Annotated in this window: 14 protein-coding genes; 9 read left to right on the forward strand and 5 right to left on the reverse strand. The window is 64.5% G+C overall.

Annotated elements, in window-relative coordinates:
* Positions 1–2: 2 nt before the first annotated feature.
* Positions 3–800, reverse strand: a complete 798-nt coding sequence (cysQ, locus tag G0A00_RS04090) for a 3'(2'),5'-bisphosphate nucleotidase CysQ (RefSeq protein WP_164182058.1) — start codon at positions 798–800, stop codon at positions 3–5.
* Positions 801–921: 121 nt separating this feature from the next.
* Between cysQ and G0A00_RS04095 the strand changes: the two genes are divergently transcribed.
* On the forward strand, positions 922–1752 hold the full coding sequence (locus tag G0A00_RS04095) for an ABC transporter permease (protein ID WP_164182059.1): 831 nt from the start codon (positions 922–924) through the stop codon (positions 1750–1752).
* Positions 1753–1891: 139 nt separating this feature from the next.
* A complete protein-coding gene (locus G0A00_RS04100; RefSeq protein ID WP_164182060.1) occupies positions 1892–2494 on the forward strand; it encodes a COG3650 family protein in 603 nt (200 codons plus the stop codon).
* Here G0A00_RS04100 and G0A00_RS04105 read toward each other — a convergent pair.
* Positions 2491–3096, reverse strand: coding sequence for an alpha-ketoglutarate-dependent dioxygenase AlkB (locus G0A00_RS04105; RefSeq protein ID WP_164182061.1), 606 nt, complete (start codon positions 3094–3096; stop codon positions 2491–2493). The genes G0A00_RS04100 and G0A00_RS04105 overlap by 4 nt on opposite strands.
* A 220-nt stretch (positions 3097–3316) precedes the next feature.
* Between G0A00_RS04105 and dnaK the strand changes: the two genes are divergently transcribed.
* From dnaK to radC, 3 genes are all read left to right on the forward strand, one after another.
* Positions 3317–5248 carry a molecular chaperone DnaK gene (dnaK, locus tag G0A00_RS04110; RefSeq protein ID WP_164182063.1) on the forward strand — a complete coding sequence of 644 codons (1932 nt, stop codon included), beginning with the start codon at positions 3317–3319 and terminating at the stop codon, positions 5246–5248.
* Between the two features lie 76 nt (positions 5249–5324).
* Entirely contained in the window at positions 5325–6476 is a 1152-nt protein-coding gene (dnaJ, locus tag G0A00_RS04115) for a molecular chaperone DnaJ (RefSeq protein WP_164182064.1), read from the forward strand.
* 119 nt (positions 6477–6595) lie between these two features.
* Positions 6596–7360, forward strand: coding sequence for a DNA repair protein RadC (gene radC / locus G0A00_RS04120; RefSeq protein ID WP_164182067.1), 765 nt, complete (start codon positions 6596–6598; stop codon positions 7358–7360).
* 1 nt (position 7361) lies between these two features.
* Here radC and G0A00_RS04125 read toward each other — a convergent pair whose 3' ends face one another.
* The 3 genes from G0A00_RS04125 to secA form a co-directional block, all read right to left on the reverse strand.
* A complete protein-coding gene (locus G0A00_RS04125; protein WP_164182068.1) occupies positions 7362–8936 on the reverse strand; it encodes a phosphate ABC transporter substrate-binding/OmpA family protein in 1575 nt (524 codons plus the stop codon).
* Positions 8937–8958: 22 nt separating this feature from the next.
* Positions 8959–9909, reverse strand: coding sequence for a translocase (locus tag G0A00_RS04130; RefSeq protein WP_235953086.1), 951 nt, complete (start codon positions 9907–9909; stop codon positions 8959–8961).
* Between the two features lie 186 nt (positions 9910–10095).
* Complete coding sequence (secA, locus tag G0A00_RS04135) at positions 10096–12816, reverse strand: preprotein translocase subunit SecA (RefSeq protein ID WP_066104230.1); 2721 nt, start codon at positions 12814–12816, stop codon at positions 10096–10098.
* A 184-nt stretch (positions 12817–13000) separates the two neighbouring features.
* On the opposite strand from secA, the gene G0A00_RS04140 reads away from it, so the two are divergent.
* The 4 genes from G0A00_RS04140 (at position 13001) to G0A00_RS26700 (ending at position 15867) form a co-directional block, all read left to right on the forward strand.
* Positions 13001–13864, forward strand: a complete 864-nt coding sequence (locus tag G0A00_RS04140; protein WP_164182072.1) for a peptidylprolyl isomerase — start codon at positions 13001–13003, stop codon at positions 13862–13864.
* Positions 13865–15094: a bifunctional glutamate N-acetyltransferase/amino-acid acetyltransferase ArgJ gene (gene argJ / locus G0A00_RS04145; protein WP_164182074.1), complete on the forward strand. Its 1230-nt coding sequence runs from the start codon at positions 13865–13867 to the stop codon at positions 15092–15094.
* Between the two features lie 89 nt (positions 15095–15183).
* A complete protein-coding gene (mutT, locus tag G0A00_RS04150; protein WP_066104238.1) occupies positions 15184–15585 on the forward strand; it encodes an 8-oxo-dGTP diphosphatase MutT in 402 nt (133 codons plus the stop codon).
* A gap of 159 nt (positions 15586–15744) precedes the next feature.
* The gene (locus G0A00_RS26700) at positions 15745–15867 is read left to right on the forward strand and encodes a hypothetical protein (RefSeq protein ID WP_255455331.1); all 123 of its coding nucleotides are present in this window, start codon (positions 15745–15747) and stop codon (positions 15865–15867) included.
* The last annotated feature ends 48 nt before the right edge of the window (positions 15868–15915 follow it).

Here is a 15915-nt window from a genome sequence, read left to right on the forward strand (position 1 = left end):
GCTCACGCCTCTTTCAGCGCGACATCGGGCGAGTAGGCGATGAAGAACGGGTTGGCGAAACCCGGCTTGCCGTAGGACAGCGGCGTGTGATCATCAAAGCGCACCACCCGGCCGCCCGCGCCCTGCAGCACGGCCTGACCCGCGGCGGTGTCCCATTCCATCGTCCGGCCAAGGCGCGGATAGATATCGGCCTCGCCGGTGGCCACGAGGCAGAACTTCAGCGACGAGCCCGCGCTCTTCATGTCGGCGGTGCTGTATTTGCTGATGTAATCATCCGTTGCCTGATCGCGGTGCGACTTCGAGGCGACCACGAGCAGCGCCGAATTGTCCGGGTTGCTGACCTTGATCGGCTTGGTCTCGCCTGGGGTCTCCTTGTCGAAGGGGCCCATTTCCTCGACCGATTTGCCGACGCTGTCGGTGTAGAACATGCGGTCGCGGGCCGGGGCGTAGACCACGCCCATGGTCGGCACGCCGTTTTCCACCAGCGCGATGTTCACGGTGAAATCGCCGCGGCGGTTGACGAATTCCTTGGTGCCGTCGAGCGGATCGACGATGAGGAAGGTCATCGCGTCGACCTCATGGCTGTCGGCCTGCTCTTCGGTCACCAGCGGCAGGTCGGGGAAAGCCTCACGCAGGCCCGCAGAGATCAGCTCATCTGCGGCTTCGTCGGCTTCGGTGACGGGGCTGGCGTCGGACTTGGACTTAACTTCGAAATCATCGGAATTATAAATTTCCATGATCTTGTCCCCAGCCTCGAGGGCAAGGCGTCGGATCACGGCAACAAGATTCTCGTAATTCAAGGCGGTACTCCCTTCCGCTGCGCGGATTTATTGATTTGAAGGCCTGCGACTCTTATGCTGCGCTGCGTCTAGATGGGCAAGAAGACCCGTCCTTTTCCGCCAGTACCGGAGCAGTGTTGCCATGTTTCAGACCTCAAAGCCGCGCTCTCGGCTGGGATCGGCCGTCTACATCAGTGAGCTGATCTACCACAATTCGGTCCGGGCGGTGCGCAAGAGCCATGGCAACGCCTTCATGGCGATCTTCATGAACATGCTGCAGACGATCATCTTCGTTCTGGCCTTCTACTTCATGTTCCACATTCTGGGGATGCGCGGCACGGCGATCCGCGGCGACTTCATGATCTACATCATGACGGGCGTGTTCCTCTATATGACCCACACCAAGACGCTGGGCGCGGTCGCCGGGTCCGAAGGTCCGGCAAGCCCGATGATGCAGCACGCGCCGATGAACACCGCGATCTCCATCGCTGCGGCCATGCTCTCGACGCTCTACATTCAGATCCTGTCGCTCTTTGCGATCCTGTTCGTCTATGACGTGGCCTTCAATCCTTTCGTCATGTCCGAGATCCACGATCCCATCGGCGCCATGGCGATGCTGCTGCTGTCGTGGTTCTCGGGGGCGGCGATTGGCATGGTGCTGCTGGCCGCCAAGCCGTGGTTCCCGACGCCGGTGTCGATCATCACCACGGTCTATCAGCGTGCCAATATGATCGCCTCGGGCAAGATGTTCGTGGCCAACTCGCTGACGCCGGGGATGCTGGCGATCTTCGACTGGAACCCGCTGTTCCACACCATCGACCAGTCGCGCGGCTACGCCTTCTCCAACTACTTCCCGCGCAACTCCAGCTGGGAATACGCGCTTTGGGTGTCGATCGTGCTGATCATGATCGGTCTCATGGGCGAGTTCTACACTCGTAAGCACGCCTCGGCGTCTTGGGCGGCAAGGCGCTAGGGCGGGGTCTGACCCAGACAGACAGCCTGATCCGACAGATAACTGGCCCGCCGGAAAAACTGGCCAAACAGAAAAACTGGACTGCATCGGCAAAGCTTCGCACTCTAACCCCAAAGGCGCGTTTCGGGAGGAGGCACCCATGCGACATCTCATCATCGCGGCAGCTCTGCTGGCGGCCAGCGGCGTTTCGGCCCAAGACCTGCCGGGCTTTTACGATGTTTCGGGCGTGGCGGCGGATGATCTGCTGAATGTGCGCGCGGCGCCCGCAGCCGACGCCGAGATACTTGATACGCTCGCGCCCACGGCAACGGATGTGCAGGTCAGTGCGCTGAACGACCCGGGCACTTGGGGCCGCGTCGTGACCGGCGAGGGGGTGGGCTGGGTGTCCATGTCGTTCCTCGCGGCCGCGGCAGAGGGCACGCTTCCGCAGGTCGCCGGGCTGCGCTGTTTCGGGACCGAGCCGTTCTGGTCCTATGAGGCGCGGCAAGAGGGCAGCGCCACATGGCAGACCCCCGACAGCAGCGCCACATTGCTTGCCGGCCCGATTGAGACCGCCAGCGGCATGACCCGCCCGTTCTCGGTGGTGGCGGGGGCAGACGATCTGCAGGCGGTGCTGGTGGCCAGCCCCGAGGCCGAATGTAGCGACGGCATGTCCGACCGGCTTTACGGGCTATCGGCGGTGCTGGTGATGACGGGCCGGATCAGCGGCACCTATGGCGGCTGTTGCGAGCTTTTGCGCTAGGTCACAACGCGCAGCGTCAGATTGATCCGCCCGCCCTGTGGCAGCAGGCTCGACGAGCCAAAGCGGATACGGTCGACGCCGTGATGGCGCAGCCGGGCTTCGCCGCCCATGACCACCACGTCGCCGGATTTCAGCCAGACCGACTCGGTCTTGCCGCCGCGCGTCTCGTTGCCCATGCGAAAGAGCCCCTCGTCGCCGAGCGAGACCGAGACCACGGGGCAGGAAAAATCCGCCTCGTCCTTGTCCTGATGCAGCCCCATACGGGCACCTTCGCCGTACCAGTTGATCAGGCAGCACTCGGGATCGCGCGCGGCGCCCGAGACCTCGCGCCAGATCGCCAGCACCTCTTCGGGAATCGGTGGCCAGTCCATGCCCTCGGGGTGGTGCGGCTCGTAGCGATAGCCGCGCCGGTCGGTGACCCAACCGAAACGCCCCGCCGCGCTCATCCGCACCGACATTTTCTGCCCGCGCGGCGTCACCGGCTGGTAGAGCGGCGCCTGCCGCAGCAACGCGCGCAGGGTTTCGACCAGCGCTTCTTGCGCAGGCCGGTCGAGAAACCCCTGAAAGAGTTTGAAGCCGCGGATGTCGAGAGGGGACGTCATGGCCCCGTTTTGTGGCATTCCGCCACGGCGTGCAAAGAATTTCCCCCCAAATGCAGGCAAAGCCTCGCCACAGCCGCTTGCAGCGTTCAAACCCCCTCCTTATATACCCTTCGAACGCCGCGAGGCCCCCGCCGGACGGCTTCTGAAACAAGCGGGGCTGGATGCCGTAACGGGTCCGAACGCCTCGCGTCATCGCCTTGAATTGGAAAGGGATCGAATCATGGGCAAAGTGATCGGTATCGACCTCGGCACCACGAACTCCTGCGTCGCCATCATGGACGGCAGCCAGGCACGCGTGATCGAAAACGCCGAAGGCGCACGTACGACCCCGTCGATCGTCGCCTTCACCGACGACGAACGTCTTGTTGGACAGCCCGCAAAGCGGCAGGCCGTGACCAACCCCGAAGCCACCATCTTCGCCGTCAAGCGTCTGATCGGTCGCCGCACCACCGATGCGGAAGTGACCAAAGACCAGAACATCGTCCCCTACAAAATCGTGGACGGCGGCAATGGCGATGCCTGGGTTGAAGCCAAGGGCGAGAAATACTCGCCGTCGCAAATCTCTGCCTTCATCCTCGGTAAGATGAAGGAAACCGCCGAGAGCTATCTTGGCGAAGAGGTGACCCAAGCGGTCATCACCGTTCCCGCATACTTCAACGACCAGCAGCGTCAGGCGACGAAAGACGCCGGTAAGATCGCTGGCCTCGAAGTGCTGCGTATCATCAACGAGCCGACCGCGGCTGCGCTGGCCTATGGCCTCGACAAGAAAGAGTCGAAGACGATCGCTGTCTACGACCTTGGCGGCGGTACGTTCGACGTGACCATCCTCGAAATCGACGATGGCCTGTTCGAAGTGAAATCCACCAACGGCGACACGTTCCTCGGCGGTGAAGACTTCGACATGCGGATCGTGAACTACCTCGCGGATGAGTTCAAAAAAGAGCACCAGGTCGACCTGACCAAGGACAAGATGGCCCTGCAGCGTCTCAAGGAAGCTGCGGAAAAGGCCAAGATCGAACTGTCCAGCTCGAGCCAGACCGAGATCAACCAGCCGTTCATCTCGATGGGCTCGAACGGCCAGCCGCTGCACATGGTCATGAAACTGACCCGTGCGAAGCTGGAAAGCCTCGTGTCGGACCTGATCAAAGCGTCGATCAAGCCGTGCCAAGCCGCGCTGAAGGATGCCGGCCTCACCAAAGACGAGATCGACGAAGTCGTTCTGGTCGGTGGTCAGACCCGTATGCCGAAAGTCTTCGAAGAAGTGACGAAGTTCTTCGGCAAAGAGCCGCACAAGGGTGTGAACCCGGACGAAGTGGTTGCCATGGGCGCCGCCATTCAGGCCGGTGTTCTGCAGGGTGACGTGAAGGACGTGGTTCTTCTCGACGTGACCCCGCTGTCGCTGGGCATCGAGACGCTGGGTGGCGTGTTCACCCGCCTGATCGACCGCAACACCACGATCCCGACCAAGAAGTCGCAGATCTTCTCCACCGCCGAAGACAACCAGTCGGCCGTGACGATCCGCGTCTTCCAGGGTGAGCGCGAGATGGCTGCCGACAACAAGCTGCTCGGCCAGTTCAACCTCGAGGACATCCCGCCGGCGCCGCGCGGTCTGCCGCAGATCGAGGTGACCTTCGACATCGACGCCAACGGCATCGTCTCTGTTTCGGCCAAAGACAAAGGCACGAACAAAGAGCAGAAGATCACCATTCAGGCGTCGGGCGGGCTTTCGGACGCCGACATCGAGAAGATGGTGCAGGACGCCGAGGAGAACGCCGAGGCGGACAAGGCCCGCAAAGAGCTGGTCGAGGCCCGCAACCAAGCGGAAAGCCTGATCCACTCGACCGAGAAATCGATCGAGGACCACGGCGACAAGGTCGATCCGTCCACCATCGAGGCCATCGAGCTGGCGGTGTCCGCGCTCAAGGACGATCTCGAGAAGGACGACATCACCGGCGAGAAGCTGAAGGCTGGCATCCAGAACGTGACCGAAGCGGCCATGCGTCTGGGCGAGGCGATCTACAAGGCGCAGGCCGAAGAGGGTGATAGCACCCCCGAAGCCGATGCCGGTGACGCCGACAAGTCGGGCCCGGCGGATGACGACAACATCGTGGACGCGGATTTCGAAGACCTCGATGACCGCAAGCGCAGCTAAGCCATAGCGGAACCAGACGGGGGCCGGTCCGGATGCCGGACCGGCCCTTTTCTGTTCCGGGCCAAGGAGGGCATGGATGTCCAAGCGTGACTATTACGAGCTGCTCGGCGTCGCCAAAGGGGCCTCCGCGGACGAGATCAAGAAGGGCTATCGCAAGAAGGCGAAGGAACTTCACCCAGACCGGAACGCGGACAAACCTGACGCTGAAGCTCAGTTCAAGGAAGTGAACGAGGCCTACGAGGTCCTCAAGGACGCCGACAAGAAGGCAGCCTACGACCGGTTCGGCCACGCCGCCTTTGAGGGTGGCATGGGTGGCGGTGGTCGTCCGGGCGGCGGCGGCTTCGGCCAGCAGGGCGACTTCGCCTCGGCCTTCTCCGACGTGTTCGACGATCTCTTCGGCGACTTCATGGGCGGTGGCCGCGGTGGCGGACGGACGCGCGCAGCGCGCGGGGCCGACCTGCGCTACAACCTGCGTGTGACGCTCGAAGAGGCCTACGGCGGCCTGCAGAAGACCATCAATGTGCCGACCTCGGTGCAATGTGGCGAGTGCCACGGCTCGGGCGCCGAAGGCGGCGCGGAGCCGGTGACCTGTCCGACCTGTTCGGGCATGGGCAAGGTTCGCGCCACGCAGGGCTTCTTTACCGTCGAGCGCACCTGTCCCACCTGTTCGGGACTGGGCCAGATCATCAAGAACCCCTGTAACGCCTGTGGCGGTCAGGGCCGGGTGCAGAAAGAGCGCTCGCTGTCGGTAAACATCCCCGCAGGGGTCGAGACCGGCACCCGTATCCGTCTCGCCGGTGAGGGCGAGGCAGGCATGCGCGGCGGGCCTCCGGGCGATCTCTACATCTTCATCGAGGTGAAGAAACACGAGATCTTCGAGCGTGAGAGCACCGAACTGCATTGCCGTGTGCCGGTCTCGATGACCACCGCCGCGCTTGGCGGCGACATCGAAGTGCCGACGATCGACGGTGGCCGCAGCCGGGTGAAAATCCCCGCGGGCAGCCAGTCCGGTCGTCAGATGCGTCTGCGTGGCAAGGGCATGCCCTCGCTGCGTGGCGGCGGCACCGGTGACATGTTCATCGAGCTGGCGGTGGAAACCCCGGTCAACCTCACCTCGCGGCAGAAGGAACTGCTGCGCGAGTTCGAGGGGCAGTCCGAGGACAACAACCCCGAGTCGAAGAGCTTCTTCTCTTCGGTCAAAGGGTTCTGGGACTCGATGAAGGGCTGAGCCACGGCTCTTGAGGCTTTTGGAAGCGGCGCGGGGTCTCCCGCGCCGTTTTCGTTTTCGATTGCGGGCACGGGCGGGGCTTAACGCTTTTCTAACCACGCTGCCGCCATGCTGAAGCGATGACCCGCCCGCGCCATTTCTCGGACAGCCAGCCCACGCTCTTCGCCCATGACGAGGCGCCGGTGCAGCCGGTGCCGGGCACGCGCGCGCTGCCGTCCTACATCCGCGATCACCGTAAGCGCCTGCGCGAGCGCTTCCTGCAGGGCGGGGCAGAGGCGCTGCCGGATTACGAATTGCTCGAACTGGTGCTCTTTCGCGCGATCCCCCGGCAAGACGTGAAACCGCTGGCGCGGCGCCTCCTCGACGGCTTCGGCGATTTTAACGGGGTGGTCTCGGCCCCGCCCGCGCGATTGCGCGACGTGCAGGGCGTGGGCGATGCGGTGGTGACGGAACTGAAGATCGTCGAGGCGGCGGCGCACAGGCTTGCCCGCAGCCGGGTGCTGCAACGGCCCGTGGTCAGCTCTTGGGAGGCGCTGCTGGACTATTGTCAGACCGCCATGGCGCATGCCGAGACGGAGCAGTTCCGCATCCTGTTTCTGGACCGCAAGAACGTGCTGATCGCCGATGAGGCGCAGGCGCGGGGCACGGTGGACCACGTGCCCGTCTACCCGCGCGAAGTGGTGAAACGCGCGCTCGAACTCAACGCCAGCGCGCTGATCCTCGTGCACAACCATCCCTCTGGCGATCCCACACCCAGCAGCGCCGACATCGACATGACCGCGCAGATCGAGGCGGCGGCCAGCGTTATGGGCATCACGCTGCACGATCATCTGGTGATCGGGCGCTCGCGCGAGCTGAGTTTCCGGGCCGAGGGGCTGCTCTAGCTCAGCGCAGCCAAACCTCGACGCGGCGGTTCACCTGACGGCCCCAGACTGTCTCGTCGCAGGCCATGGGCATGGCCTCGCCGAAGGCATCGGTCTCCAGCGTGATGCCCGCTAGGTCGGTGGCCTCTGCCGCCGAACGCACCGCATCGCGCACCGATGCCGCGCGTTCCGCGGCGATCTCGAGGTTTCCGGCGGCGGGCCCCTGACCATCCGAGAAGCCGACGAACACCAGCGTGCGCCCGTCGTAGTCGCCCAGTTCCAGCGCGCGGGCCAGTTGCTGCACGTTGGAGCGCGACTGCGCGTCGAGGCGCGCGGAATTGGGCTCGAAGCGGAAGGAAGTGGTCAGCCGCCGCATCGGGGCCAGCGTGGTGACTAGCCGTTTCAGCTCGCCCAGCCCCTCTTCGCCCTCGGCCACCTGCACCGCATTGGCGAGCCGGTCGCCCTGCGCGTCGAGCGGCAGTTCCTCGGGGGCCTGATCGACAAAACCGGCGCGGCGGATGACGATTTGCGCCGGGGCCGAGCGGGTGAACTCCAGAAACTCGCGGGCCAGCTTCGGCAACCGCCGCGCGGGCAGGTAGACGAAGACCGGCATGGTCAGCGGATAGTCTTCGGTCTTGATCGCCTGCCGTGTGCCGCGCAGATGAAAACCGCAGCTGCCGGTGAGCACCAAGGGCCGGGCGTTTCCAACCTCGGCAGCGCTGATGAACCCAAGCCCCAGCGGATCGCCCGTGACCGCCTCGGCAAGTTCGGGGGCGGTGGCGTGACGCTTGGTTTCGACGCTGCGCAGGCTGAGGGAGGGCGGCTGCAAAAGCCGGTCCTCGAGCGCCTGCACGAGTCCCGAGCCTTCGGGCGGCAGATGCAGCACGATCGGCGCATCCGGTCCGCCAAGCGCCTGCCAATTGTCGATCTCGCCCGACAGGACATGCGCCAGATCGGGCAGGGTGACCGCGCCCACGGGGTTGTCCGGCGCGACCACCGGGATCAGCGCATCCAGCGCCAGCACGCGGCTGCGGTTGGGCTCGCTGAGGTCGCCAAGACCTGCGGCCCGCGCCAGCTCCTGCTCTGCCGGGCGAATGGCGCGCAGGGCGATGGCGATGTCCGCCTCATCGGCCAGCAGGTCGGCAAAGCCCTCGTCGGTGCTCGATGGGGCGACGTCGAAGCGTCCGATCACCCGCTCGGGATCGCTGAGGGTAAAGCGGGTGCCGCCCTCGGCCAATGTGCTGCGCGTGACGGTGTAATCGTTGCGCTGCACAAAGCTCTCGATCAGCGCAGGCATCAGCAGATCGCCCATGGTCGCCGCGCCCGAGATGCGCATCTCGGCGACGAAATCGGTGAGGGAGGGGCAGCCGACGCCTTCGCAGAGCACGCCGGAGCTGTCGACGGTGAGCTCGCCATAGCGGCTGTCGATGCGGTAAAACTCGCCATCAAAGCCCAGCATGGTGCCGTTCAGCTCGATGCCACCATCGCGCGAGCGCAGGGTGACGTCCTGCGCAGCAGCCGCGGTGCCCAGACCCGAGGCGAGCAGGGCGCCCGGAATGAAAAGTGCGGCGATGATCGCCGCACGGACCTGTCTCATCTGGGCCTCTTGACCGCTCGTTCTACTTGGCGGCGATCTTCAGGTCTTCGAGCAGGTTTTTCAACACCAGAAAGTCGCCTGTGGTGCTGCAATCGGGGATCGCGAGCGTAAGATCGCGCGCCCGCAGCTTGTCGCCAAGGCGGCGCTCCAGCGTCTGCGCTTCGATCTGCTGGCCGCAGTTGGCCCCGGTGATCTCGGCTTCGATGGTCAGCGCCACGGCGCCAGCCTTCTTCGCGGCGGCGGCGGGGAATGTGTAGACCTCGGCGATCAGCGGGTCAGGGCTTTCGGCATCGCCAAGGCGGGTCATGAAGCCGCCTTCGCCCTGCGCGGTGCGGGTCAGATCGCCCGCGGCGGCGGCCCAGATGTGGCCCTGATCGGCATCGCGGGCGCCGAACTCATTGGCATGCAGCATCAGGCCGCTGTCGCCGCGCCACTGCAGAACGACGCGATCATAGAAGGGCAGGGCGGGAACCTCAGCGATCGCCGTCTGGCCATCGCCATTGGCGAAAGAGGCAATGAAAAGCGCATGTTCCGCCAGAGCCGGAACCTTCACCCGCAGCGTGCCGTCGGGCTGGGTCACCTCGGTGAACATCAGCCCGTTGTGATGGATGGTGACACGCTCGGAGGCATAGCAGGGCGCATCGATATCCAACGCGACGATGGCACCAGCGCCGGTGCGCGCGCTCATCGTCACGCTGCAATCGGCTGCCTCGAGAGAGGTCTCTTCGGGCAGGCTCGGCGCGCTGAGGGCGGGCTCTGTCACCGCGGCGGCAAGATGCAGCTGCGCGGTGGGCAGGGCGGTTTCGGCGGCGCGGTCGGCGGGAAGCCGGGGCAGCGCAGCCGAGGAGGTGTCTTCGATCTGCGCGATCTGCAGGGTGGCGGGCTTTGGGCTGCGCGCATCATGCTGCTGCATGGCAAAGCCGATGCTCAGCGCCGCACCAATGGTCACTGCCGCAAGTCTGTAGGTCTTCATCCGTCCCATCACGAAATCCCCGGTCACTCTGAACCGCGGCCAGAGACTCGGCCGCTCGAACTGATCTGGGAAACAGACTGTCTTTGAAAAGAGGCGCTGATTGGGCGAAGCCGCGGAGTCATCGGGGCGGGCCCGCGACATATCGCGCGGACCCGCCCCGTTGTTACGTCAGCCGATTTGACCGGTTCAGAGGCTGCCGTGGCAGTGCTTGAACTTCTTGCCCGAGCCACAGGGGCAGGGGTCGTTGCGGCTGGGGTTGCCCCAAGTCGCCGGGTCAGTCTCGTCGAAACCGTCGACCAGCGGCTCATGCGCTTCGGGCGTGGCGGCATTCTCGCTCGGGCCGACGGCTTTGGCCTGCTCGGCGATCTGCTGCTGCTGGGCCTGCTGCGCGGCCATCTGCTGCAGCATCTGCTTTTGCTCGTCCTCGGTCATCGGGCGGACGCGGCCAAGCTGTTCGGTCACGCGCTCGCGCAGCGACTCGAGCATCGACTCGAACAGCTGGAAGGCCTCGGTCTTATACTCGTTGAGCGGGTCGCGCTGTGCGTAGCCGCGGAAGCCCACGACCGAGCGCAGGTGCTCCAGCGTCAGAAGGTGCTCGCGCCATTTGGTGTCGATGGTCTGAAGCAGCACCTGCTTTTCGATCTGGCGCATGGTGTCGGGGCCGAAGGCTTCGGCCTTTTCGGCCATCTGCTTGTCGGTGGCCTCTTCGATACGCTCGCGGATGGTCTCGGCGTCGACGCCCTCTTCCTCGCCCCAAGCGATGACCGGCAGGTCGATGCCCAGCTTCTCGATACAGGCGGCATAGAGCCCCTGCATGTCCCACTGGTCGGCATAGGCCTTGGCGGGGGCATAGGTCTCGACCAGCTCGTCGATCACCTCGTGGCGCATGTCCTCGGCGATCTCGGAGAGGTCCTGCGCTTCCATGATCTCGAGACGCTGCGCGAAGATCACCTTGCGCTGGTCGTTCATCACGTCGTCGAATTTCAGCAGCTGCTTGCGGATGTCGAAGTTGCGGCCCTCGACCTTCGCCTGCGCGCGTTCCAGCGACTTGTTCACCCACGGGTGGATGATCGCCTCGCCTTCTTTCATGCCCAGCTTCGAGAGCACCTTGTCGAGCCGTTCGGAGCCGAAGATGCGCATCAGGTCGTCTTCGAGCGACAGGTAGAACGAGCTGCGGCCCGGGTCACCCTGACGGCCGGAACGACCGCGCAACTGGTTGTCGATGCGGCGGCTTTCGTGGCGCTCGGTGGCCAGAACGAAGAGACCGCCAGCTTCCTTCACCTCGGCCTCGGCCTTGGCGTGCTCGGTCTCGAGCCGCTGGCGGATGTCCTCGGGGTCGGCTTCGGGATCGGCCGCGATGGCCTCCATCACCTGAAACTCGAAGTTGCCGCCAAGTTTGATGTCGGTGCCGCGGCCCGCCATGTTGGTCGCGATGGTGATCGCGCCCAGCTTGCCCGCGTCGGCGACGATCTGCGCTTCCTGCTCGTGCTGGCGGGCGTTGAGCACATTGTGCTTCAGCCCGGCCTGCGTCAGCAGTTGCGAGAGCATCTCGGATTTCTCGATCGAGGTGGTGCCGACGAGGACCGGCTGACCCTTCTCATGCGCCACTTTGATCTCTTCGGTGATCGCGGCGTATTTCTCGCCAGCGGTGCGATAGACTTTGTCGTCGTCATCGATCCGCGCGATCGGGCGGTTGGTCGGCACTTCGACCACGCCGAGCTTGTAGATCTCGGCAAATTCCTCGGCCTCGGTCAGCGCGGTGCCGGTCATGCCCGACAGCCGGTTGTAGAGGCGGAAGTAGTTCTGGAAGGTCACGCTGGCGAGGGTGACGTTCTCGGGCTGGATCTGGCAGCCCTCTTTCGCCTCGATCGCCTGATGCAGACCGTCCGACAGACGGCGGCCCGCCATCATGCGGCCAGTGAATTCGTCGATCAGCACCACCTGCCCGTCGCGGACGATATAGTCCTTGTCGCGGGTGTAGAGCTTATGCGCGCGCAGGCCCTGATTGACGTGGTGCACGACCGTGGTGCTTTCCGGGTCATAGAGCGTCTGGCCCTCGGGCAGGATGCCGCGGCGGTGCAGCATGTCTTCGAGCGCCTCGTTGCCTTCATCGGTGAAGGTGACGTTGCGTGTCTTTTCGTCGAGCGTGTAGGCGTCGGCGGGCAGTTCGGGGATCAGCCGGTCGATGGCCACATAAAGATCCGAACGGTCCTGCGACGGGCCGGAGATGATCAGCGGCGTACGGGCCTCGTCGATGAGGATCGAGTCCACCTCGTCGACCACGGCAAAGCCATGGCCGCGCTGCATCATCTGGTCCAGCTCGGACTTCATGTTGTCGCGCAGGTAGTCGAAGCCCAGCTCGTTGTTGGTGGCGTAGGTGATGTCGCAGGCATAGGCCTGCTTCTTCTCGGCCTCGGGCTGCTGCGGGTAGACCACGCCGGTGGTCATGCCGAGCGCGGCAAAGACTTTCGACATCCACTCGGCGTCGCGGCGGGCGAGGTAGTCGTTCACCGTCACCACGTGCACGCTCTTGCCCGAGAGGGCGTTGAGATAGGAAGGGAAGGTGGCGACGAGCGTCTTGCCCTCGCCGGTCTTCATCTCGGAGATGTTACCTTGATGCAGGAAGACACCGCCCATCAGCTGCACATCGAAGGCGCGCAGGCCAAGCGCCCGCTTGGCCGCCTCGCGGCAGTTGGCGAAGGCTTCGGGCAGCAGTTTGTCGAGGCTTTCGCCCTCGGCGACCCGCTTGCGGAACTCTTCGGTCTTGGCGATCAGACCGGCGTCGTCCAGAGCCTCGAACTCGGGTTCCAGCGCGTTTATTTCTGCGATCAGCGGTCGGGTGGCCTTGATCTTGCGGTCGTTCGGGGTGCCGAACACCTTCCGCGCGAGTTTTCCCATTCCGAGCATGTGGCCTGCCTGTCCTGTCTGACAAAGTCGTGTTCTGCGTGAGGCATCCGCTTGCCCGCCTCGCACTCAACCCATATGACACAGGGGAACGACCGGCCTTGCAGAGCCTTCAGGCGATGTAAGCGGCAGGTTGGTAAGTGTCAACGCCGCCCGGTGGCGGGCGGCCAACAGGAAGGACGCCTAGATGCCCAAAACCCTCACCAAACTGGGCGCGGCTGCGCTCGCCCTCACGTTCGCGCTGCCGCTTCACGCGCAGGAGCAGACCGAGGCGCCGAGTGCCGAGACCGTCGTCGCCACGGTGAATGGCCAGGACATCACGCTGGGCGAGATGCTGATCATCCGCGCCAGCCTGCCCGACCAGTACCAGCAGCTTGGCGATGACGTGCTCTGGAGCGGCATTCTCGACCAGCTCGTGCAGCAAGAAGTGCTGGCGCAGGACGAGAAGGCGGTCGAGACCAACCGCGTGAAGCTGTCGATGGCCACCGAGCACCGCACGCTGATGGCTGCCGAGACCGTCTCTGCCGTGGCCGAGGCCGCGGTGACCGACGAGGCGATCCAAGCCGCTTATGATGCGCAATACGCCGATGCCGATCAGGGGCAGGAATTCAACGCGTCGCACATCCTCGTGGAGTCCGAGGACGAAGCGAAAGCGATCATCGAAGAGCTGCAGGGCGGCGCCGATTTCGCCGAGGTGGCGAAAGAGAAGTCGACCGGCCCGTCGGGCCCGAACGGCGGCGAACTGGGCTGGTTCAGCGCCGGCATGATGGTCGAGCCGTTCCAGGCCGCCGTCGAGAAGATGGAGCCCGGCGCGATCACCGAGGCGCCGGTGCAGACCCAGTTCGGCTGGCACGTGATCAAGCTCAACGAGACCCGCGCCAAGGAAGCGCCGACGCTCGACGAGGTGCGCGACCAGATCGCTCAGCAGGTGCAGCAGGAGGCGGTGAAAGCCTATATGGACGACGCCATGGCTGGCGCCGAGATCACCCGCACCGAGGCTGGCGAGATCGACCCCTCGGTTCTGTCCAACTTCGAGTTGCTGGAGAAGTAAGTGGCCAAGACCCTCGCCGTTTCCCCGCTGGCCCCTGCGGCCTTTCCTGAACTGCCGGTGATCGACGGGGTGCGTTTCGCCTCCGTCGCCGCCGGGGTGCGCTACGCGGGGCGCACCGACGTCATGCTCGCCCAGCTTGATGCGGGCAGCACCATGGCGGGGGTCTTCACCCGCTCGGCCACAAGGTCCGCCCCCGTGCTGGACTGTCAGGCGAAGATCGGCGCGGCCTCGGATGAGGGCGCGGCGATCATCGTGAACTCGGGCAATTCCAACGCCTTCACCGGCAAGAACGGCATCGAGAGCACCCGCGCGGTGACTTCGGCTGTGGCGGCCGCGACCGGCCTGCCGGAGACCCGCGTGTTCTCGTCGTCCACCGGCGTCATCGGCGAGCCGCTGCCGCATGAGCGCATCACCGCCAAGGTCGATGAACTTGTGGCTGCGCTCGACGCGGACGGCATCTCTGGCGCCGCCAAGGCGATCATGACCACCGACACCTTCCCGAAGGGCAAAGCCGTCACGGTCAGCCTGCCGGGCGGCGAGGTGAAGATCGCCGGCATCGCCAAGGGCTCGGGCATGATCGCGCCCGACATGGCGACGATGCTGGTCTATGTCTTCACCGACGCGAAAGTGCCGCAGCCGCTGCTGCAGACGCTGGTCAGCCAGATCAACGACCGCAGCTTCAACTGCATCACCGTCGACAGCGACACCTCGACCTCCGACACGCTGCTCATGGGCGCCACTGGCGCTTCGGGCGTCGAGGTCACCGAGGCCGACACCGCCTTTGCCGAGGCGCTCGAGGAGGTCTTCCTCGATCTGGCGCATCAGGTGGTGAAGGACGGCGAGGGCGCGACGAAATTCGTCACGGTGCAGGTCACCGGCGCGGCAAGCGACGCGGATGCGCGCACCCACGCCATGGCCATCGCCAACTCGCCGCTGGTCAAGACCGCCATCGCGGGCGAGGATCCCAACTGGGGCCGCATCGTCATGGCGATTGGCAAATCCGGCGCCGCCGCCGACCGCGACCTTCTGACCATCCGCTTCGGCGACGTGCTGGTGGCCGAGAAAGGCTGGGTCTCGCCCGATTACCGCGAGGAAGACGGCGCGCGGCTGATGAAAGAGCCCGAGATCACCATCTCGGTCGATCTCGGCCTCGGGCAAGGCACGTCCACCGTGTGGACCTGTGACCTGACCCACGGCTACATCAGCATCAACGCCGACTACCGCTCGTGAGCGGTTGCCTCTTCGTCTAGAGGCAAATATCCCGGGGAGTGCGAGGGGCTGGCCCCTCGCTTTTCCGTTCCTGCCGAAAGCGCCCGCCCATGAAGAAGATCGTTCTCGTCTCCGCCGTTGCCCTGATCGACGTAGAGGGCCGCGTGCTGCTGGCACAGCGCCCCGAGGGCAAGTCCATGGCCGGGCTGTGGGAGTTTCCCGGCGGCAAGGTCGAGGCAGGGGAGACGCCTGAAGCGGCGCTCATCCGCGAGCTGCACGAAGAGCTGGGTATCGAGACATGGGACAGCTGCCTTGCGCCGCTGACTTTCGCCTCGCACGCCTATGATGATTTCCATCTGCTGATGCCGCTTTTCGCCTGCCGCAAATGGCAGGGCGTGCCGCAGGCGCGCGAAGGGCAGGTGCTGAAATGGGCGCGGGCAAAAGACCTGTCGACCTATCCGATGCCGCCCGCGGATATCCCGCTGATCCCGATTCTGCGCGATCTGCTATAAGCAAGGGGTTTTTCGGGTTCCGGCCTGATTGACCATAAATTCAGCGCAAAAAAGTGCGGAATTGCCTACTAATGAAACAGAATTGTGCAATTTAAGTGTAGTTTTGTTGTCGGTCATGCGCTAAAAACGTCTTCGCAAGGTTTTAGTTGAGGACACAACATGTTGCGCACCATCATCATGGGTAGCTGCATTTCGGTCCAGGGCTTTCTTGAGAAGACTCTTCCCGATGGGCGCATCATGGTGCGTGTCGGGCAGCAGCTCTTCACCGGGCGCCCGGTCTGATTTACACGCCCCCTAGAAGTCAACGATATGCGAGTCGCCCCAAAAGGG

Source organism: Salipiger sp. PrR002 (assembly GCF_010500775.1).
In the GTDB taxonomy this organism is placed as follows: domain Bacteria; phylum Pseudomonadota; class Alphaproteobacteria; order Rhodobacterales; family Rhodobacteraceae; genus Salipiger.